This is a genomic window from Bacillus cereus group sp. MYBK222-1, assembly GCF_051916425.1.
In the GTDB taxonomy this organism is placed as follows: domain Bacteria; phylum Bacillota; class Bacilli; order Bacillales; family Bacillaceae_G; genus Bacillus_A; species Bacillus_A paranthracis.
This window is the reverse complement of sequence record NZ_JBQAGP010000004.1, coordinates 330038-350558: the sequence shown is the minus strand read 5'-3', so window position 1 is coordinate 350558 and position 20521 is coordinate 330038. Positions and strand designations below refer to the sequence as shown.

The window sequence follows — 20521 nt, the reverse complement described above, 5'->3', positions numbered from 1 at the left end:
TCCATCTTTCCAGTCGGTTCTGTTAAAATTATAAACTTCTCTGATGATACAATTACTGTTATTGCTTCACCAGAATCAGATCATGCGCTCAAAATAGTCGTCCCACCCCATTCCGAGGCAGCCCTAACGTCTGGTCCTTTATCACATATACAAGCTAGTACATCAGGAGGATCCAGTAAAGTCACATTTCTCTTTCACATCTTTTTCTCAAGGGATCCTGGTTCAGATAAATAACGATAAAAAGGTACAGTTATGCACTGTACCTTTTTATCGTGTTTATTCTCTTGATTTAATGAGTTCAACATTATAAGATTCAATATCCGTTAGCTCTCCTGTATAATACTTGTTTTCTCTATACCAAGACTGCTTTGAAAAATATGTCCATGCCTTGCGTATATTTCGTTTCTCTCTATTTTCAATTGTTCTTTCGATAAGTATGTTAAGTCCCCACTCGTTAATTTTCGGATATCAATATCAGGAAAGATGAAGCCATTATATATATACTGAGGTTTTGACAAAATTGAACACCGTCTTCAAAATGAGTGCCACACTTTGTACATACATTCATCCACCTTTTCGTTAGAAGCCAGTGAATCCCTGTGTAAAGGTTTGAATTATCGTGCTAATGTAAGACCACAGTACAATGAATGTTGCAATTCCAATTAAAACATTTGCGATAAGAAGTGTATAAATAAGGTCTAATCCGCCGTTATCTAGCTTTACTATAGCGACAATTATACTAATTGACATATACGTTGTAGCCAGCCCTAATAAGATTGGTAAGAAAAAGATTAATAAAAAGCTAAACAGAAAAGAAAGAACTAATATAGCAATAGCTGGCGTCGCTATCGTTCCCCACACACCGAATACTTCAAGAAATGAAAATGAAGATTTCATCATCTTTCCACTTACAAAAATAATAAATCCGACAAATAAAGTTAAAATTAGTAAAAATAAAAAGACAGTTATAGAGTCCCAAAAGAAATTAGGAGTCGTTATATCTGGTGCAAATGTTCTCGTAACAGCAGCTGCTGTGCTCATCATTCTATAAAAAATACATGCTCCTAAAAAACAAATAAGAACAAGACTTACAATTCCATTTCGTACTTCAATCTTGCCGCTTTTCATAATCGCTGTCGGTGCTTTGAAAGCATGTTTAAAAAACTGAAAATATCCACTCGCAAATCGCTTCGCTTGCTCTACCGTTTCATTTGTTCGAGTTTTCTTTGCTAAAGCTACGCGTTCCTGTTGCTCACCTTCACTCGCTACGGCTTCCTCCGTTAACGAATGTCCACAATTCCCGCAAAACTTTGCCTCTGCTCTATTTTCTGTATGACACGCCAGACATTTCATTCTCGCATTCCCCCCTTAAGCAGATACCGTATAGGGTGTTACAAATTCAATATATGACTTTGTACATAAAACATGACTACAAGAAAAAGATTCTGAAATCCTCCTTCTGAAAGAAAATATATGTGCTAGCAATCTTGAAAAAAAATGCTATTATGAAACAGAATAAAGTGAAACTTTAATCAGTGGGGGTTTTCTTCATCCCCCACTGATTATTAGTTGAACCAATCGGACTTTTATGGGCAGTTGATCCCCTACCTAACTTCTTTGCTTTCGCTGAATTTTGAGGTGGGGGTCTTACTGCCCATTAAAGTCGGATAAATAATGTTTCTAACAGATTGGATGAAAGACAATGGAATTGGTAAACTCAATTTTTCAAATACTCCTTACAAGCGTAATCCAATTATTTTCTTTAATTGGCGTTATCATTGTAATTGGATTTCTATTAGGCTATTTAGAATCTCTCACGCGCATGTATTGGTCGAGAGCTTTCGGAAGAAAAGGCTTCCTTTTAACAGCTTGGATCGGTGTTCCGATTCACGAACTTGGACATGCCATTATGTGCGTACTATTTCGTCATAAAATTGTAGCAACGCAGTTTTTCCCAACAGATACAAGCCAGGGCGCTTTAGGCTACGTACAACATCAATACAATCATAAAAGTGTATATCAACGAATTGGAAACTTCTTTATCGGCATCGGGCCTATTATTTCTGGTATTACCGCACTAATCCTTTTAATGCGCTATTTCGTACCAAATTCATATTTTTTATTTCATACAACTCTCGAAAAAACAATCACTTCTACTTCTATTAATGTAGAAATGGTTCAAAACATGCTCTTGTCGACGTTCGTATTATTGAAAAGTTTATTTACAATAAATAATGTATTGAATCCTTCCTTTTGGCTATTTTTATTTATCGCCATTTGTATTTCTGCACATATCGCTTTAAGCAAACCAGATATTCAAGGATCAATAGACGGTGTTATCGTCATGTTTATCGTGTTATTTTTATTCAACATCATAGCGGGATTGTTTCAGTATGATAGCAACCAACTAATTGGAAAAGTGATGAAGTATAATATGTACCTCATTGCGTTTTCTAGTGTAGCACTGCTGTTCTCTTGTATTTCTACACTTGTTAGTTTTGGGTTTTATAAAATAAGAGGAGGGCGTTCTTTTTGAACGCCCTCTTCTTCTCAATTATTCCTCTTATAATCACAATGCTCAACCGGCACACGAGCATGTCCCTCTTCATCGGTACACCATGACTGTGACTGGAAGGCAAGGAATATACCGATCCATTTTTCTTCCTTTTCAAAGTGAATGAGTATTCCTCCGTCTTGCCATATACCATTATCACCTTTCCATTTTTCTACATTCCCTTGATTCATGTGAATATCATGTATCCCGTTTCCTGGTTCGAAATGAAAGTAAGAATCGGGTGTATTTTCTTCTGGTCCCCATCTTTCACCGAACGCGTAAATAATTGCTTTTTCTTCTATTGCTTGTTTTATATAACGTTCTATTTTTTCATTTAAATCATTATCCACTCCTGCTTTTTCAGCAGGTAAAGGAATCATTTGCTTGGAATCAAATAAATTACCTCTTACGTAGTCTAAAGCTACTTTCGGTTCATTGTTTTTTATTTCTGTAAAACCAAATGGTAATGTTGGTAAAATATGAATCGCTTCTGACCGAATATTGTCGCTTGCAAAATATAAAACTTCTGACGGATAACTTTGCGACTTTACATTAATTGCAATACGATAATCTACTTCTGCTTCACCTTGTAAATGAACTTGATAATGAGGAGTTTTCCCTTTTCCGATTTTAGATTGTATAACTGTACCTTTTAACACGCCGTAGTTTTTTAGGGGCATACATTTCATCTCCTATTCATTTAATAGAAGCTATTCATGTTTAAAACATTATCCACTCATAACAAAAATCCTCCTATGTCAGGAGGATTTTTAATTTCTCAACATATACCAAACAACAACCTCTACCACTATAAGCAACACCGCACCAAAAATCATTAACGTCGTCTTCTTTAATAGTTCATTTTCACGATACGGAATGTTACATAAATACGCACCTAGTGTAATCCGTGACGGGCAAGCGATCGTCGCTACTGATGATGCGGTGTTTTGCAATGTTGTGACGTATTGCCACGGGAGTGCTACATTTTGCGCCGTTTGCATTTGTAGTTTTATGAACATCGCATTTGAGCCTGCATTACTACCTGTTAAAAAGCCACCGATACCACCGATAAACGGAGCAACGAAAACGAAAAATGTTCCAAATGTTTCACCAGCCGTTTTTGCAAGTAATGAATGCATGCCAGATGCACCCATTAATTCTGAAATGGCGATAAACATTGTCGTCGTAATCGCAAAAGGAATCCATTGTTTGATCGTTTGTGAGAGTGATTGTTTAATAATATTAGACGGGATGCGGAAGAAAATAATAGTAAATAAGCAAGTCATACCGAGCCAAAATCCTGGTGAATATAGTAACTCTAGTTTGTAAGAGTATGATTTCAAATCAAGAACCGCATATGATCTGAACAAATCATGTAATGCTGGAACGAGGCGAGAAAGTAAAATACAAACTGTTAGAAATATATAAGGGCTAATAATTTTTATAATAGATACTTCTCTCTCCGTTGCAGCCGCATGCTCTGTTATAAGATTTTGCCCACTTTTTCCTTTTAATTTAATGATAAGAAAGCCAAATGTAATCGTAATGATAGAACTTAGTATACCTGCTAGTTCAACACTTACGTATGCGTTAGAAAGATAGATTCCGAGAGAAAATAATAGAAAGAAACCGAATCCTTCCTTCCACTTTTCAATAACCGCCTGCCAGCCGCCAACAACGTGTAAAGAAAGAATGACGAAATAAGCAAACATCGGGATACTTAATAGCGCTGTATTTGTACCGAGTGTTGTAAGCGGCATATTGATAAGTTGCGAACCGATAATCGTACCAGTTGCCATTGCCCCCCATGAACTAGCTAGTAAGCCGATAAACGAGAGCAGTACAGCTTGGAACGGTTTATAACCTAATGAAAGAAAAATAGGTGCTGCAACCATAAAACCAATTCCGAATCCACTTACCGATTCAATTAGTGGGCAAATACCAAAGCACATAAGAAGCATTTGTAATAAACGATCTTGCGTCACTTCTTCTAAAAAACGCGCTACTTGGTCGATGTACCCCATTTTGTTCATGAGGTGAAATAAAAAAATACCGAAAAATAAAACGTACCCGACAATAAAACAAATTAACCATCCTTTAATCGTTGCGTGCACAGTTTCACTTATCCCTAATTGAAACGTTGGCGAGAGTAAAACGATTCCAACACATACCGCATAAGAAATTAACGAGGATCTTAATGACGTTTGTTTCAATAAAAATAAGCAAATGAAAATCATCATAATTGGGATAAGTGCCAAAAATATGGCCATGTTATCATCTCATTTCGTTTAAAATACAATTTTTAACTATTATATAACAGATGTCATAATTTTCAATTGTTTTTACAACAGTTTCAAAAAAGAGCCGTTTGGCTCTTTTTTGGATCACTCCCATTTTCTATTATCCTGAAAAACTGTCTGCTGGCCGACTATTTTGTCTAACAGAACAAACACAATATAAGCACATATGACTTGCAATACAACATTCCCAAATTTCATGAATTCAAATGAGTGGATCCATCGGAATAATTCATTTAACAATACAATCGAAACGATACTAAATAATTCTATACTAATCGAAAATATACATATTTCTAAAATAGATTGCTCTTGAATGCGATTTAAGTTGGAAAAGATGAATACATATCCTAAAAATAGAGCCATCAATTCTATTTTCGTCATGCTAATGAGCCAAGCGTATAGTGGTACAGTTAAGAGAAGATATAGTAGTTTACGTCTTAGCATGCTTTCTCACCCTCTAAATTATATGTATTTTCTGTATATTTTAACATTTATTACAGAAAACAAAAAGAAGAGACTTATGCCTCTTCTTTTTGTTTTGTTGCCTGTATGAATTCACATATTTCTTCTCGTTTTTCATTTTCTAACAGTTCAATAATTTTACTTCCAACGACAACCCCGTCACATATTGTAATCATTTCTTCTACATGTTCCTTTGTTGAAATACCGAACCCTGCCACTACCGGTAAATGCGTATGTGATTTTACTTTTTCTAAGTAACTATGAATCTCCTCTTTAAAGTTTTGACGTACGCCTGTTACGCCTGCTACTGTAACAGCGTAGACGAACCCTCCTGATTCACTCGTAATTTTCTCGATTCGCTCAATTGGGCTCGTAACGGTAACGAGTGGGATTAAAGCGATATTTGCAGTTCGGAGAAGCGGTGCAATAATGTCTTGTTCTTCATACGGTAAATCCGGAACGATAATACCGTCTACCCCTGCTTCCATACAGTTCTCGATAAATCGTTCTTTCCCGAATGCAAGTACTGGATTTAAATATGTCATGAGTACAAACGGAATTTGCACTTCTTTCCTTACCTCTATTAATGCTTGAAAAATGCCTTTTACTGTTACACCGCTATCTAGCGCTCGTTTCCCTGCTCTTTGAATCGTCGGGCCGTCTGCGACTGGATCTGAAAACGGGATGCCGATTTCAACGATGCTTGCTCCCGCTTCGTCTAGAAAACGAATTCTTTCTTTTAATTTTTCAAGGCCACCATCTCCGCCCATTACGTACGGAATAAATGCTTTCTTGCCATTTTCAAATGCTGCTTTCATTTTTTCTACTCCCATTGTTTACACCTCTTCCATATAACGTTTTATACTCTCTACATCTTTATCACCGCGGCCAGATAAACAAATGACAAGCCCTTCGTCTTTCTTCATTTGCGGCGCTAATTTTAAAGCGTACGCGACAGCATGCGAGCTTTCTAACGCCGGGATAATTCCTTCTTTTTTCGTTAATAATTGAAATGCTTCTAACGCTTCATCATCAGTAATGGAATGATAAGAAACGCGGCCAATATCTTTTAGCAAGCTATGTTCTGGCCCAACACCAGGGTAATCAAGTCCCGCCGAAATAGAGTGAGCTTCTTGAATTTGTCCTTCTTCATTTTGCAGAAGATACATCATCGATCCGTGGAGAACGCCAACGCTTCCTTTCGTTAAAGTAGCTGCATGCTTTTCTGTATGAACTCCTTTCCCTGCTGCTTCTACGCCGTAAAGAGCAACTTCTTCATCGTGTACGAACGGATAAAACATTCCCATCGCATTACTACCACCACCAATACAAGCAACGACTGCTTCTGGTAACTTTCCTTCTAACGCTTCATATTGTTTTTTCGTTTCTTTCCCAATTACACTTTGGAAATCACGGACAATTTGCGGGAATGGATGTGGCCCGAGAACAGATCCCATAATGTAGTGCGTATCATGCACATGTGAAACCCAGTATCGAAGCGCCTCGTTTACCGCATCTTTTAATGTACCGCTACCTGCTGCTACACTTTCTACTTTCGCTCCGAGTAATTCCATTCGGAACACATTTAATTTTTGACGTCTTACATCTTCTTCTCCCATAAAAATGACGCATTCTAAACCGAGAAGGGCACATACAGTAGCTGTTGCGACTCCGTGTTGTCCAGCTCCTGTTTCAGCGACAACTTTTTTCTTTCCCATTCGCACCGCAAGAAGTGCCTGACCAATTGTATTGTTAATTTTATGAGCTCCTGTATGGTTCAAATCTTCACGTTTTAAATAAATCTTTGCACCTCCGCAATACTCCGTCATATTCTCAGCGAAATAAAGCGGTGTTTCTCTTCCGACATACGTTTTTAAATAATGATTTAATTCCTTTTGAAACTCTTCATCTTCCATTGCCTCTTTATATGCTTCTTCTAGTTCTAATACAGATTGCATTAACGTTTCTGGAACGTATCGTCCTCCGTATATACCGTAGTGACCTTTTTCATCTGGATATGCGTAGTTCATTTAGAACACTCCTTCGCTTTTATAATAAATTGTTTTATTTTCTCTACATCTTTCTTTCCTTCTGTCTCTACTCCGCTGCTCACATCGACCATATACGGCCGAACAGTTCGAATTGCTTCTTCTATATTAAGAGCATTTAATCCACCAGCTAATATCGTTTTCTCTCGTAATTCTTTTGGCATATGTGCGAGTAGTTCCCATGAAAATTTCTTTCCATTTCCTCCGTGAAACCTTTCTTTTGGGCTATCAAACAATATATAATCCGTTTTATATGCTTGAGCATTTTTCATATCAATCTCTGAAGTTACTCCGAGCGCTTTTATAGACGGAATATTCAATCTTCTAATCTGATGATTATCTTCGTCCCCATGTAGTTGCACATGTGTTAACCCGCAATTCTCTGTAATTTTCTGGATTACTTCTACTGATTCATTTACGAAAACACCGATTTTTAACACGTTGGCTGGAAGTTCCTGAATGATTTCTTTCGCTAGCCCTGGAGTAATTTTTCTCTTACTTTCTGCAAAAACAAATCCGAGTGCATCAGCTCCGTATTCGCAAGCACGTTTTGCTGTTTCCATATCAGTGATCCCGCAAATTTTCACTTTCATATGTTCACCTTACAATCTTCAAAAAAGGTATGAATAGAAGACGATGTCATAAGCGCTTCTCCAACTAGTACACCTTTTGCCCCAGCTCGTTTAACGCGAATCATGTCTTCTTTTGAATGAACCCCGCTCTCACTAATCCAAAGTAATTTCTCCTCATTTAATCGTTTTCCAAGCTTTTCTGTTTGACTTAAATTAACTTTGAATGTTTTTAAATTACGGTTGTTAATACCGATAACGTGCGGATTTAATTGAATTGCAATTTCTAATTCCTGTTCATCATGAACTTCAACAATCGCTTCTAACCCTTTTTCTAGTACGTAGCTATACAACTCTTTTAATTTCTCTTTCGTTAACGCCGCTACGATTAGTAAAATAATATCTGCACCAGCTTCATACGCTCTATCAATTTGAATCTTATCGATTATGAAATCTTTACATAAAAGCGGAATGCTACTTTCTTCTCTTGCCGTTTGTAAATCATAAAATGATCCTTTAAAAAATTGACCGTCTGTTAAAACAGAAACTGCACCAGCGCCGCATTCTTCATATGCCTTCACTTGTTTTCGTACATCAACATGTAAATTAATATCTCCTTTTGATGGTGATGCTCGCTTTACTTCTGCAATGACAGTAAATTGCTCTAGAGCCTTTACAAGTGAGCGCGTTTTTCTTTTTTCTTTTACTGGTGTATACGTTTCATATAATGCCGCAACTTCCTTTTTCTTTTGATCTACAATTTTGTCTAAAATCGTCCCCACTTTAATTCACCCTTTCTAATTTTTCGTTACTTGCTGCAATTAATAAGTTTAGTTTCGCTAATGCTTTTCCAGAGTCAATGCTATGTGCTGCGAGTGTTATTCCTTCTTCAATCGTCTTTGCTTTTCCATTTGCGAAAAGAGCAAGCCCTGCATTGAATAAAACAGTATCACGGTAAACACTCTTCTCTCCGCTTAATACTCCGAGCGTAATCTTTGCATTTTCTTTCGAATTCCCTCCTCTAATCTCTTCGTTTTTCACTATTGAGAATCCATATTTCTCAGGTTCAATACTCGTTTCTACTATTTCATTATCTTTTAAAATGACAACATGATTTTCTCCTTGCAATGATGCTTCATCTAAAAACCCACTTCCGTTTACGACAAGTGCTTGTTTTCTTCCTAGTTTCTGTAGTACTTGCGCAACTGGTAGTAACATATCTCGTTTATAAATGCCGACAAATTGTGTTTCTAAATTCACCGGATTCGTTAACGGTCCAATTAAGTTAAAGATCGTCGGAACGTTTAATTCTTTTCTTATTTTCATAATGCGCTTTAATGCTGGATGCATCGCTGGTGCGAATAAAAATGCGATTCCGACATGCTCTAATAAATAATCAATTTCGTTTGGCGTACTACTAATATTTACACCGAGTTCTTCTAATAAATCTGCACTTCCTGTTTTACTAGAAACAGCACGATTACCATGTTTTGCAACCTTTACGTCAGCTCCTGCCAGTACAAATGCTGATGTTGTGCTAATATTAAACGTTTGGGCACCGTCACCACCTGTCCCGCAATTGTCCATCGCGCCTTGTATATGATTCGAAAACGGTAATGCCTTTTCGCGAAGAGCTCGAACGAGACCGTATATTTCTTCTGCCGTTTCACCTTTCGCTTTCAGTAAGACTAAGAAAGCTGCAATTTCACTTTCCAATATGTTTTCATTTAATAAAAGAATCCCCGCTTTATACATTTCCTCTTCTGTTAAATGTTGTCCCTCCACCAATTTACGAAGATAGTTATTCATACTCTTTCCTCCTCTTTCACTTCGCCTAAAAAGGCACGTATTAACTTTCCGCCTTCTTCTGTCGCGATTGATTCCGGATGAAACTGTAATCCGAAGAGCGGATAATAATTGTGACGAACTGCCATTATTTCTCCATCGTCCATCGCTGTCGCTAATATGTCAAAACACTGTGGCAAGCTCGTTTGTGCTGCAACAAGAGAATGGTAGCGCATCGCTGTTAGCGGCTGCGTCACATACGAAAAAATTGACGTTCCGTTATGTTTCACACGCGATGTTTTTCCGTGTTTAATGCGCTCTGCTCTTACAATCTCTCCTCCAAACGCTGATATAATTGCTTGATGACCAAGGCAAATACCTAATATGGGAACGTTCTTATAAAAATGATGAATCACTTCAATACAAATGCCAGCATCCTCTGGTTTTCCTGGTCCTGGCGAAAGCACAATTCCTTTTGGGTTCATTTCTTCTAATTGTTCTATCGTTATTTGATCATTTCTTACGACAACAATCTCTTCTTCGTATTCGCCTAATAGTTGATACAAGTTATATGTGAATGAATCATAATTATCGATCAGTACAATCATTTCATTACCTCCAATAGCGCTCTCGCTTTATTTAATGTTTCTTCATATTCAGCTACTGGATCTGAATCGTAAACGATACCCGCTCCTGCCTGAACGTATGCTTTTTCATCCTTTACAACCATTGTTCGAATGGCGAGCGCCATATCAAGATTCCCTGAAAAACTAACGTATCCAACTGCACCGGCGTACACATTTCTTTTTTCATTCTCTAGCTCATTTATAATTTCCATCGCCCTAATTTTCGGAGCACCTGATACCGTCCCCGCTGGTAAGCAATACGCTAATGCATCAAATCCGCTCATTCGTTTTCGTAATGTTCCGTAAACTTCAGATACAATGTGCATAACATGAGAATATTTTTCTACTTTCATATATTTATCTATCGTAACTGAGCCGATTTCACTCACCCTACCAATATCATTTCGCCCAAGATCTACAAGCATCATATGCTCCGCTCGCTCTTTCTCATTTTCTAACAGTTCTTTTTCAATCTCCGTATCTTCCTCCTTCGTTTTCCCTCTCGGTCTCGTACCGGCAATTGGATTCGTCATTACTTTATCCTCCCTTACCGATAACAAACTTTCTGGCGAAGAACCGAGTACAACATAATCTTGAAAATCGATATAAAACATATATGGTGATGGATTGGCAATTCGAAGTTTTCGATATAACGCGAATGGATCTCCAATACATTCGCTTTGCAAACGCTGAGATAATACAACTTGAAATATATCCCCGGCCCCAATATGTTCTTTCGCCGTTTCTACCATCGCGCAAAATTCTTTTTCCGTTATAGAAGAAGCGAATGATAGTGTTGATCTTATTTCGGTTACTTCAGCTTCTTCTCCCTGTAGCACTTCTTCTTTGTATATTTGCAACCTTTCATATACTTCTTCGTAATCTGCTGAATCATCTTCCCTGCATACATATACAAACGACAACTTTTGGCGTAAATGATCGTAAACGATAAACTCACGATATAGTAAAAGGTGTACTTCTGGAATATTCAATGGATCATATAAATCTGCTCCAATGTTTTCATATTGCCGAATGACGTCATAGCCAATATAACCAACTGCTCCACCGCAAAATGGAAATGGACTATCTACTTGAGCTGACGCAATCACTTCTTCTAACACTTGAAGTACGTTACTTTGCAACTTTTCTGACCTGCCGTAAATAGTTCGTTCCACTTCTGTACCAGCACTTTTCACTTCACCACATGGATTACAACCTAAGTAAGAATAGCGCCCTTTATCTTGATGAAGCTGTGAGCTTTCTAATAAAAATTTCTTTTTACCTTTCATACGTCTATATAAAGAAATTGGCGTAATGCTATCTCCTTCTTCTTCAGTGATTACTAAAAATGTCTTTCTCTCTCTTTTTTGTTTTATAAATTCTTCTTTCGTCATCATGTCCTTCACCTCGCCCTGAAAAATAAAAAAGTCCTCTACATATCGAAAATATGTAGAGGACGATAAATATACCGCGGTACCACCTCGTGTTGGATGCAAAAGCATCCCGCTTTGTTCAGGTACAAAATTTATACCTTATCCTTGTAACGGCGGAACCCGGGTTGCCTACTGAAAATAATTGTTCAGCATACCTCTCGTAAGCCCATTCCGTATATGACACCGCACCGGGCTCCCACCTATCCCCGGCTCTCTGTAACGTCTCCAATATACGTACTCTTCTTACTTAAACGATTTCATTTATTTAATTTTTTATACACAAAAAGGGAGTACTCATCCTATAGAAAGGACGGGTACTCCCGTGGTGCCACCTTAATTCGTTACGAACGTAACGCACTTTACCGTATCAAAAACAATACGTGTCTCTTGTATCGATGAGATCATGTCGCCAAAGCCTACTTCTTTCGTTTCGGTTTGGAAGCTCCGAAGCCCATTCCACATCAATTCCATACTGATTCGCACCAACCATCAGCTCTCTGACATGTTCATCATGTGTACTCTTCTTCATCAACGCTTGCATTTTTTTAAGTTGCACTCATTATAGACCTAACTTTTTTCACAAGTCAATACTTTTTAAAAAATTTTATTTTTCTCTCCTTTCAATATTATATTGACAAAACAACCTCTTTTTATGTAAATATAATAAATACTCTATTAAAAATAAGGTTTTTTGTATGAATATTATATATCAAAAAAGTAAAATGACATCAAAAAACGCTTACATTTCTGAAAATTCATATTTCTGTATGGATTTTTCAGAATAATCATGATAGATTATAAAGTGAAACTTTAATCAGTGGGGATTTTGTTCATCCCCCACTGATTATTAGTTGAACCAATCGGGCATTTACGGGCAGTTGATCTCCCACCTAACTTCCTTGCCCAGCCGATTTTAAGGTGGGAGTTTTACTGCCCGTTAATGCGGGATAAATATGCATAACGCATCAAAAGACATGACAAAAGGAAGGGGAACTACATGAGTACGCAGATGTTAACTTTAACTTCTATCTCTATTTACATGCTCGGGATGTTAGTGATTGGCTATTTCGCCTATAAACGAACGTCCAACTTAACAGATTATATGCTTGGCGGGCGTACACTAGGCCCCGCAGTAACAGCATTAAGTGCTGGAGCATCCGATATGAGTGGTTGGCTTTTAATGGGCTTACCCGGTGCAATGTTTAGCGTTGGATTAAGTAGTAGTTGGATTGCGATCGGCCTAACACTAGGCGCATACGCAAACTGGCTATATGTCGCTCCTCGCTTACGTACCTACTCAGAAATTGCAAACAACTCTATTACTATCCCAGAATTTTTGGAACACCGATTCCAAGACAAATCCCATATGCTACGCTTAGTATCTGGGCTTGTTATTATGATTTTCTTTACTTTTTATGTAGCTTCAGGATTAGTTTCAGGCGCTGTATTATTTGAAAATTCATTTGGTATGAACTACCATGTTGGATTATTCATTGTTGCAGGCGTTGTTGTTGCTTACACGTTATTTGGTGGTTTCTTAGCAGTAAGTTGGACAGACTTCGTGCAAGGAATCATTATGGTAATTGCTCTTATTCTTGTTCCTACTGTTACAATTATGAATGTAAATGGGCTTGGTCCAGCATTTAGCACAATTAAATCAATTGATCCAACATTATTAGACATTTTTAAAGGCACTTCTGTATTAGGTATTATTTCATTATTCGCATGGGGCCTTGGTTATGTTGGACAACCACATATTATCGTACGATTTATGGCAATTTCTTCTGTAAAAGAAATTAAAAGTGCAAGACGAATTGGTATGAGCTGGATGATTTTCTCTGTTGTTGGAGCTATGTTTACTGGTCTTATCGGTATTGCATACTACTCAGACAAAGGATTAAAGCTATCCAATCCAGAGACAATTTTCCTTGAACTGGGAAAAATTTTATTCCACCCGCTTATTACTGGATTTTTATTAGCCGCTATTTTAGCAGCAATTATGAGTACAATCTCATCTCAGTTACTCGTTACTTCTAGTGCCATAACTGAAGACTTATATCGTACTTTCTTTAAACGTTCTGCTTCTGATAAAGAGCTTGTATTTGTCGGCCGTATGGCTGTACTTGTTATTGCATTAGTTGGATGTGCATTAGCGTTTAAACAAAATGATACGATTTTAGCTCTTGTTGGATACGCTTGGGCTGGATTTGGCTCTTCATTCGGACCTGCTATTTTATTAAGCTTATACTGGAAACGTATGACGAAGTGGGGCGCACTTGCTGGTATGATTTCTGGTGCCGCTACAGTCATTATTTGGACTCAATTCAAATTCTTAAAAGAATTCTTATATGAAATGATTCCTGGTTTCACTATTAGTTTACTAGTAATCGTAATTGTTAGTTTACTAACACAGCCTTCAAAAGAAATTGAAGAGCAATTTGAGAATTTCGAAAAACAACATAGTGATAATCTATAAAGGAAAAGCTCTGCTGTTATGATAGCAGAGCTTTCTTTTTATCCCGCTATTTGTTGGCAATAAGACTCACACCTCAAAATTCGGCGAATACGAAGGAGCTAGGTGGGAAATAACTGCCCGATTGGTAAAGAACTAATTAAATTTGCAATTTATCAATGTTCGACAATCTTCTGCTCGAATTTAACAATTTCTTTATGTTTCATTAAATTAAACGTAACACTACTCCTTTATAGTAGTACTATCAGCACTTATACAGAAAGGGGACTCCAACATGTTAGCAGCTTTCCAGCAACAACAAACACGAAAATTTTCACCTATCACCAATACTTCTGCGTCTTGTTTGAACATACAACCTAATCCACCTAAAATTTCAATCGCTCCTTCTGTTATTTCAGTCATCGGTGTTCATATGGAAAAAAATAAGTTGAAAATAAGAACTGGCCAAAGCACTGAGTTGTCCGCCACTGTTTTGCCAGTACAAGCAACCAATAACGAACTTATTTGGACAAATATGAATGCTGATGTTATCACACTGTATCCAAAAGGTGATACAGTAACGATTACTGGAAAAAGTGCAGGTAGAGCAGTCGTAATTGTTACAACTGCTGAAGGTAAGTTCAGGGACCTATGTATCATTCATGTACAACCTTATATGACAAACCCAAAGTAAAAGAGTGGCTATGAAGCCACTCTTTTACTTTATTTCAATGTGTGAATTTTTACTTGTAACGAGATTGATGAATTGCTCTTTATCTTTAGGAGAAATAATTTCTGTTTGATGTGATCCATAAACAATTTCAAGTCGATCAAATGATAAGGCATAAGCTGCTACTGGATTTTTCGTATTTGAAATCTTTTTTATATCTCGTATCAATATGCGCTTTTTCACGAAACCGGATCTAATAGTAATTGTTTCTTCTCCGACAATATATTTTGTTGAAAACCAACTCCAAATAAATACTATGGCTAATGGGATTGTGAAAAATAAAAGAAAATATTCTCTTCCTGCAAAAATGGGAGCAAAACACGCTCCCATGACAACGAAAAAAATCGGATATAACCATGTATCTTTTTTTGATGGAAACTCCATTTCCCTCCCCCTTCTACGCCCGTATTTCTATAAAACAAAAAGAGAAGTATCACAACTTCTCTTTTCTCTCTTAACATTATAATTCCTGTGTATAAGCAGGCTCGTTTACGACATTTTTTGCTGTTCTTTTTTGTTGCTGCAATAAGAAAACAGATACACCAAACAATACGAGTATGCTACCGATCATTTGCATAGCATTTAATCTTTCCCCAAGTAAGAAGAACGCTAGTATTGATGCTCCAACTGGTTCCCCTAAAATACTCATCGAAATTGTTGTTGCATTTACGTAGTTTAATAACCAATTATTAATGACGTGTGACACTGTCGGCACGACCGCAAGTAAAAGAAAAACGGTCCAATCCCACTTTGTATAACCTGTAAAAGGCACTTGCAATACTATATTATAAATTCCCATAAAAATACCTGCGAATGCAAAGACTGTAAAGCTGTAAATCCAGTGTGATACTTTCTTTACTGTCGTTTGCCCGATAAATAAATAACCGACAACTGCTATTACACTTAAAAAGGATAATATATCTCCATAAATTGCTTGTTTACTTAGTCCTAAATCTCCCCAACCAATACACACTACACCTAATATCGCAATTCCCATTGTCGCAATGGCTGAGTATGTTGTTCTTTCTTTAAATAAGAAAAAACCTCCAACTAAAGATACGATTGGTTGAAGCGCTAAAATAATCGTCGAACTCGCAACTGTTGTATGCTTTAAAGATTCAAACCATAAAAGAAAATGAAGTGCTAAAAAGAAACCAGATCCAATTAAAAATCCCCAATCTTTTATTTGAATCTTACTAAACTCTTCCCGTTTTTTCCAAACGATAGGCAGCATAAGAAGTACGATAATCCATAATCGATACATACTTAATATGGAAGATGGTGCTGAGGACATCTTTACAAAAACTGCTGCGAATGAAATGGCTATAATGGAAATGGCTAATGGTAGTGCGATTGATCTTTCTTGTTTCAAATTCCGTCTCCCCTCTCACCTGTCAAAAATCCCACTTCATTATATCCGTTTTCTTTCCTAACTTAAATACTAATTTTTTAGATTCTTCGTACCATTATGGTAAAATAGAAACGAAAGCACCTATTAGTGAATATTTCTTTCTTTTTCACTACAAGCGTCGCTCTTACAATTATTACAGTAAATTTTTATTTAGGGGGATCTACATGAATCAAACAATTGGGAGAATTGAAGAGATTTCATTTTATAGTGCATCACTTCAAGAAGATGTTACACTTCTCGTTTACTTACCGGTAAATTACACACCGCTGCACAAACATACAGTTGTCATTGCACAAGATGGCAGAGATTATTTTCAGCTTGGGAAAGCACACCGTGTAATTGAGCGCCTTCGTGAAACTGAAGAAATTGACCGTACAATTATTGTCGGTATTCCATATAAAAATGTACACGATCGTAAAGAAAAATATTTCCCAAACGAAGTAAAAAACGCTGCTTATATTCGTTTCCTTGCTCATGAACTTGCGCCATATATCGATGAAAATTATCCAACGTACCAAATGGGAAAAGGTCGCGTGCTAATTGGAGATTCTCTTGGCGGAACAGTTTCCTTTATGACTGCACTTATGTATCCGCATACATTCGGTAAAGTCGTTATGCAATCACCATTTGTGGATGAAACAGTAATGAACTTAGCAAAAGACTTCAAAAATCCGGAGGCGCTAGAGCTTTATCACGTTATTGGGACAGAAGAAACAGCTGTAAAGCGCACGGATGGACAAGTATCTGATTTCGTAGGGCCGAACCGTGAGCTTAATACGCTTCTGACAGATAGAAATTTCATCACGCATTACGAGGAGTTTGAAGGTAATCATACGTGGAAATATTGGCAAACTGATTTACCGAAAGCTTTCTCTCATATGCTATCAATGAAATAATAGAGAGCAGTATTCAGAATAATTTGATATAATAGATTAAGAGAGTTATTTTCTCAAAATCTAACTAGACTTACAAAGGGAGGAATTGGAACATGAAATTAGGCATTGTAATTTTTCCATCTAAAATGATTCAAGATAAAGCGAACGGATTGCGTAAACGTTATGATCCGCACTACGCATTAGTTCCGCCACATATTACATTGAAAACACCCTTTGAGACGCAAGATGAACAATTAGAATCGATTGTAAACGAGTTACATACAATCGCAAGTAAAACGAACCCTTTCACCCTTCATGTTGGAAAAGTTGGTTCATTCGCACCTGTTAATAATGTTATTTATTTTAAAGTAGAAAAAACACCTGAACTTACTTTCTTAAATGAGGAAATGCATAGCGGATTCTTTACACAAGAACGCGAATACGCTTTTGTACCTCATTTAACAATTGGACAAGGCTTATCAGATGCAGAGCATGCTGATGTACTAGGTCGATTACGTATGAAAGATTTCTATTACGAACAACCAATTGACCGCTTCCACCTTCTATATCAATTAGAAAACGGAACATGGACTGTACACGAAACATTCCGCCTTGGAAAGGGGAACAACTAATTTGCATGCACAGATCGTACAAACGGACGAACAACTAAGAGATGCATTCTCTGTACGTAAGCAAGTATTTGTGAAGGAACAGCAAGTTTCTGCCGAAGAAGAGTATGATGAGTTTGAAGAAACTTCCATACACGTCGTTATATATGATAATGATGTTCCCGTTGGTGCTGGGCGTTTTCGCACCATTGATGGAATAGGAAAAATGGAACGCATTTGCGTACTAGCTTCCCATCGAAAAAAAGGCATCGGAAAAATTGTTATGAATGCACTTGAAGCATATGCGAAGGAAAACTCGCTACCAAAATTGAAGCTGCATGCTCAAACACATGCAGAAGATTTCTATAAGAAACTTGGATATGTAACGAATTCTGATGTATTTATGGAAGCAAATATTCCTCACATCGTTATGATAAAAGAATTGTAATTTGAAAACAGGAGGTATCCCCTCCTGTTTTTTACATTGCTATTTTCTTTTTCTTCCGCTAAAGTTAAATGTTGATGCTATAGTTTTGAAGGTGAATATATGACACAAGAAAAATTTTCACAAAAATCATTAACGCACGCTGATATCCCACGTGCAACATATCATATTCCGAAAACATCTACCCATTTAATTATGGAAGAAGATGCAGATGCGGCGTATTTCCGCGCTCTCGAACAGCAAAATGTATTTTTAAACGAAAAACAATTAGAGGCTGTACGAACGACAGAAGGCCCTGTTCTTACACTGGCTGGTGCTGGAAGCGGGAAAACATCTGTTTTAACAACTCGCGTCGGTTATTTAGTAAATGTAAAACAAGTTCATCCGCGAAATATTTTATTACTTACATTTACACAAAAAGCGGCTGAAGAAATCCGAAATCGTGTAGCGAATTTACCGGGTATGAATCATGCGGCAAGTAGCTACGTTGTTGCCGGTACATTCCACTCTGTCTTTTTAAAATTGCTTCGTAGTCAAGGATATAATCAGCAAATTTTAGCAAACGAAAAACATAAACAAATTATGATAAAGAAAATTTTAAAAGAATTGCGTTTAAAAGACGATTATGATGCTGAAACGATGCTCGCGATGATTTCACTTGAGAAAAACAAATTAAATCGTCCGAAAGATGTAAAAGCAAAAACACCCGTTGAACAAGAATTTAAAGAAGTATACGAGCGTTTTGAAGAAGTGAAACAACGATATAATTATATTGATTTCGATGACATCTTATTAGAAACATATTATATGTTAGAAAATAACGCTCCTTTGCTTACCCAATTACAACAACGTTTCCACTATATTGAAGTAGATGAGTTCCAAGATACATCGTATGCTCAATATGAAATTGTAAAATTGTTAGCTTCGCCAAGAAATAATTTATTTATCGCAGGTGATGACGATCAAGCGATATACGGTTGGCGAGGAGCAAGTCACCAAATTATTTTATCTTTTCCAAAAGAATTTGATAACACTACGATTATCGCCCTTAATACGAATTATCGATCCAATCCTTTTATTGTCGGACTTGGAAATGAAGTTATCAAACTAAATCAAGAACGGTTTGATAAAGAGCTATATTCTGTTCGTGAAGAAGGTGTACAACCTTTTTACGCAAGACCGGCTACGACTCTTGATGAAGCAAATCAAATTTTGCAGCTCATTCAAGAAAAAGTAGATAGTGGTGAACGAAATTATAAAGATTTTTGTTTGCTGTATCGCACACATTCTGTAAGCCGTTCGTTACTTGATCAGCTTACCATTCATAAAATCCCGTTTATTAAGCACGGTGCGAGTCAGTCATTTTATGAACATTCTTTAATTAAGCCTGTATTGGATCATTTACGACTCGTAATTGAACCATTTCGATTAGAATCACTTTCAAACATATTACCAACGATGTATATCGGGCGTGATGATTGTATTTCATTTATTGAACGTGAACAATGGAAATATGGTGAAGGCCGTTTCCCTTCTCTTCTTCATTTCTTATTATTAAATCCGAACTTAAAACCTTTTCAAGTGAAAAAGGTAAATGAGCGTATCGATTTTATTAAATTTATAAAAGAATTAGAACCGAAAAAAGCATTAAAAGAAATTATTCATGGTAAAGGAAAGTATTTAGAGTACTTACAAAGTAACGATCGTTCTTCCTTTACGATGCATAAAGATATACAAGAAGAAATGTTAGAAGAATTAATGGAGTCTGCAACTCGTTTCACCGACATTCCAGCTTATTTACAGTTTATTGATGAAGCCATTCAAGGGCAAAAAGAAATGGAAGCATTAAAAACAATGCCGCAAAAAGATGCTGTTTCGCTTATGTCTATTCATAACGCAAAAGGACTTGAATTTCCATGTGTCTTTTTACTCGGGGCGAGCGATGGTATTCTGCCTCATACTTCTTCTTTAAAAGATGCAAATGATCGTGTTACAGAGACTTCTGAAGCTTTAGAAGAAGAACGCCGACTACTTTATGTCGCAATTACACGTGCGAAAGAAGAATTGTACATTTCCTCTCCGCAATTTTTCAGAGGAAAAAAATTAGATATATCTCGCTTTTTGTATACTGTGCGAAAAGATTTACCTGAAAAGACATCCACGAAATAAGGATGTCTTTTTTTATATTGCAATATGTACATCCCTCCTATATAAATTCCCTCT

Annotated in this window: 20 protein-coding genes, 2 pseudogenes and 2 other annotated features; of the genes and pseudogenes, 8 read left to right on the top strand and 14 right to left on the bottom strand. The window is 36.9% G+C overall.

Annotated elements, in window-relative coordinates:
- Positions 1-234 (top strand): annotated as a pseudogene (locus ACTFR9_RS20515) (hypothetical protein); the annotation flags it as partial.
- Between the two features lie 42 nt (positions 235-276).
- Here the strand turns inward: ACTFR9_RS20515 and ACTFR9_RS20510 are convergent.
- Both ACTFR9_RS20510 and ACTFR9_RS20505 read right to left on the bottom strand, forming a co-directional pair.
- Positions 277-503 (bottom strand): annotated as a pseudogene (locus ACTFR9_RS20510) (YARHG domain-containing protein); the annotation flags it as partial.
- Between the two features lie 76 nt (positions 504-579).
- Complete coding sequence (locus tag ACTFR9_RS20505; protein WP_000649876.1) at positions 580-1353, bottom strand: zinc ribbon domain-containing protein; 774 nt, start codon at positions 1351-1353, stop codon at positions 580-582.
- Positions 1354-1702: 349 nt separating this feature from the next.
- On the opposite strand from ACTFR9_RS20505, the gene ACTFR9_RS20500 reads away from it, so the two are divergent.
- A complete protein-coding gene (locus ACTFR9_RS20500; RefSeq protein ID WP_000424508.1) occupies positions 1703-2536 on the top strand; it encodes a hypothetical protein in 834 nt (277 codons plus the stop codon).
- Positions 2537-2550: 14 nt separating this feature from the next.
- Here the strand turns inward: ACTFR9_RS20500 and ACTFR9_RS20495 are convergent, their stop codons facing one another.
- The 10 genes from ACTFR9_RS20495 to trpE all read right to left on the bottom strand — a co-directional run bounded on the left by ACTFR9_RS20495 (position 2551) and on the right by trpE (position 11741).
- Positions 2551-3234 (bottom strand): DUF2278 family protein, encoded by a 684-nt coding sequence (locus ACTFR9_RS20495; protein ID WP_001128586.1) that lies wholly within the window; start codon positions 3232-3234, stop codon positions 2551-2553.
- A gap of 90 nt (positions 3235-3324) precedes the next feature.
- On the bottom strand, positions 3325-4824 hold the full coding sequence (locus ACTFR9_RS20490; protein ID WP_000974168.1) for an L-lactate permease: 1500 nt from the start codon (positions 4822-4824) through the stop codon (positions 3325-3327).
- A 114-nt stretch (positions 4825-4938) separates the two neighbouring features.
- A complete protein-coding gene (locus ACTFR9_RS20485) occupies positions 4939-5298 on the bottom strand; it encodes a DUF4029 domain-containing protein (RefSeq protein WP_000946145.1) in 360 nt (119 codons plus the stop codon).
- Between the two features lie 74 nt (positions 5299-5372).
- On the bottom strand, positions 5373-6149 hold the full coding sequence (trpA, locus tag ACTFR9_RS20480) for a tryptophan synthase subunit alpha (RefSeq protein WP_000537856.1): 777 nt from the start codon (positions 6147-6149) through the stop codon (positions 5373-5375).
- Positions 6150-6152: 3 nt separating this feature from the next.
- Positions 6153-7346, bottom strand: coding sequence for a tryptophan synthase subunit beta (trpB, locus tag ACTFR9_RS20475; RefSeq protein WP_001105009.1), 1194 nt, complete (start codon positions 7344-7346; stop codon positions 6153-6155).
- Positions 7343-7957 (bottom strand): N-(5'phosphoribosyl)anthranilate isomerase, encoded by a 615-nt coding sequence (gene trpF / locus ACTFR9_RS20470; protein WP_076856142.1) that lies wholly within the window; start codon positions 7955-7957, stop codon positions 7343-7345. Before trpF ends, trpB begins: the two co-directional genes overlap by 4 nt.
- Entirely contained in the window at positions 7954-8715 is a 762-nt protein-coding gene (gene trpC, locus ACTFR9_RS20465) for an indole-3-glycerol phosphate synthase TrpC (protein ID WP_076856143.1), read from the bottom strand. Before trpC ends, trpF begins: the two co-directional genes overlap by 4 nt.
- A 1-nt stretch (position 8716) precedes the next feature.
- Positions 8717-9742, bottom strand: coding sequence for an anthranilate phosphoribosyltransferase (trpD, locus tag ACTFR9_RS20460; protein ID WP_001067335.1), 1026 nt, complete (start codon positions 9740-9742; stop codon positions 8717-8719).
- Positions 9739-10326: an aminodeoxychorismate/anthranilate synthase component II gene (locus tag ACTFR9_RS20455; RefSeq protein WP_000636349.1), complete on the bottom strand. Its 588-nt coding sequence runs from the start codon at positions 10324-10326 to the stop codon at positions 9739-9741. Before ACTFR9_RS20455 ends, trpD begins: the two co-directional genes overlap by 4 nt.
- Positions 10323-11741, bottom strand: a complete 1419-nt coding sequence (trpE, locus tag ACTFR9_RS20450; protein ID WP_002170308.1) for an anthranilate synthase component I — start codon at positions 11739-11741, stop codon at positions 10323-10325. Before trpE ends, ACTFR9_RS20455 begins: the two co-directional genes overlap by 4 nt.
- A gap of 52 nt (positions 11742-11793) precedes the next feature.
- Positions 11794-12038: a binding site (T-box leader), on the bottom strand.
- 42 nt (positions 12039-12080) lie between these two features.
- Positions 12081-12318, bottom strand: a binding site (T-box leader).
- 456 nt (positions 12319-12774) lie between these two features.
- On the opposite strand from trpE, the gene putP reads away from it, so the two are divergent.
- Together putP and ACTFR9_RS20440 are read left to right on the top strand one after the other, a co-directional pair.
- Complete coding sequence (gene putP, locus ACTFR9_RS20445; RefSeq protein WP_000107220.1) at positions 12775-14253, top strand: sodium/proline symporter PutP; 1479 nt, start codon at positions 12775-12777, stop codon at positions 14251-14253.
- 271 nt (positions 14254-14524) lie between these two features.
- Positions 14525-14923 carry an Ig-like domain-containing protein gene (locus ACTFR9_RS20440; RefSeq protein WP_000878719.1) on the top strand — a complete coding sequence of 133 codons (399 nt, stop codon included), beginning with the start codon at positions 14525-14527 and terminating at the stop codon, positions 14921-14923.
- Positions 14924-14947: 24 nt separating this feature from the next.
- Here the strand turns inward: ACTFR9_RS20440 and ACTFR9_RS20435 are convergent, their stop codons facing one another.
- Together ACTFR9_RS20435 and ACTFR9_RS20430 are read right to left on the bottom strand one after the other, a co-directional pair.
- Positions 14948-15343: a PH domain-containing protein gene (locus ACTFR9_RS20435; RefSeq protein WP_000395649.1), complete on the bottom strand. Its 396-nt coding sequence runs from the start codon at positions 15341-15343 to the stop codon at positions 14948-14950.
- Between the two features lie 76 nt (positions 15344-15419).
- Entirely contained in the window at positions 15420-16331 is a 912-nt protein-coding gene (locus ACTFR9_RS20430) for a DMT family transporter (RefSeq protein ID WP_000808261.1), read from the bottom strand.
- A gap of 203 nt (positions 16332-16534) precedes the next feature.
- On the opposite strand from ACTFR9_RS20430, the gene ACTFR9_RS20425 reads away from it, so the two are divergent.
- From ACTFR9_RS20425 to ACTFR9_RS20410, 4 genes are all read left to right on the top strand, one after another.
- Positions 16535-17266 (top strand): alpha/beta hydrolase, encoded by a 732-nt coding sequence (locus tag ACTFR9_RS20425; RefSeq protein ID WP_001076848.1) that lies wholly within the window; start codon positions 16535-16537, stop codon positions 17264-17266.
- 92 nt (positions 17267-17358) lie between these two features.
- A complete protein-coding gene (locus ACTFR9_RS20420; protein ID WP_000765876.1) occupies positions 17359-17877 on the top strand; it encodes a YjcG family protein in 519 nt (172 codons plus the stop codon).
- A gap of 1 nt (position 17878) precedes the next feature.
- Positions 17879-18301: a GNAT family N-acetyltransferase gene (locus ACTFR9_RS20415; protein ID WP_000543279.1), complete on the top strand. Its 423-nt coding sequence runs from the start codon at positions 17879-17881 to the stop codon at positions 18299-18301.
- A 99-nt stretch (positions 18302-18400) separates the two neighbouring features.
- Complete coding sequence (locus tag ACTFR9_RS20410; protein WP_000191174.1) at positions 18401-20467, top strand: ATP-dependent helicase; 2067 nt, start codon at positions 18401-18403, stop codon at positions 20465-20467.
- Positions 20468-20521 lie beyond the last annotated feature (54 nt).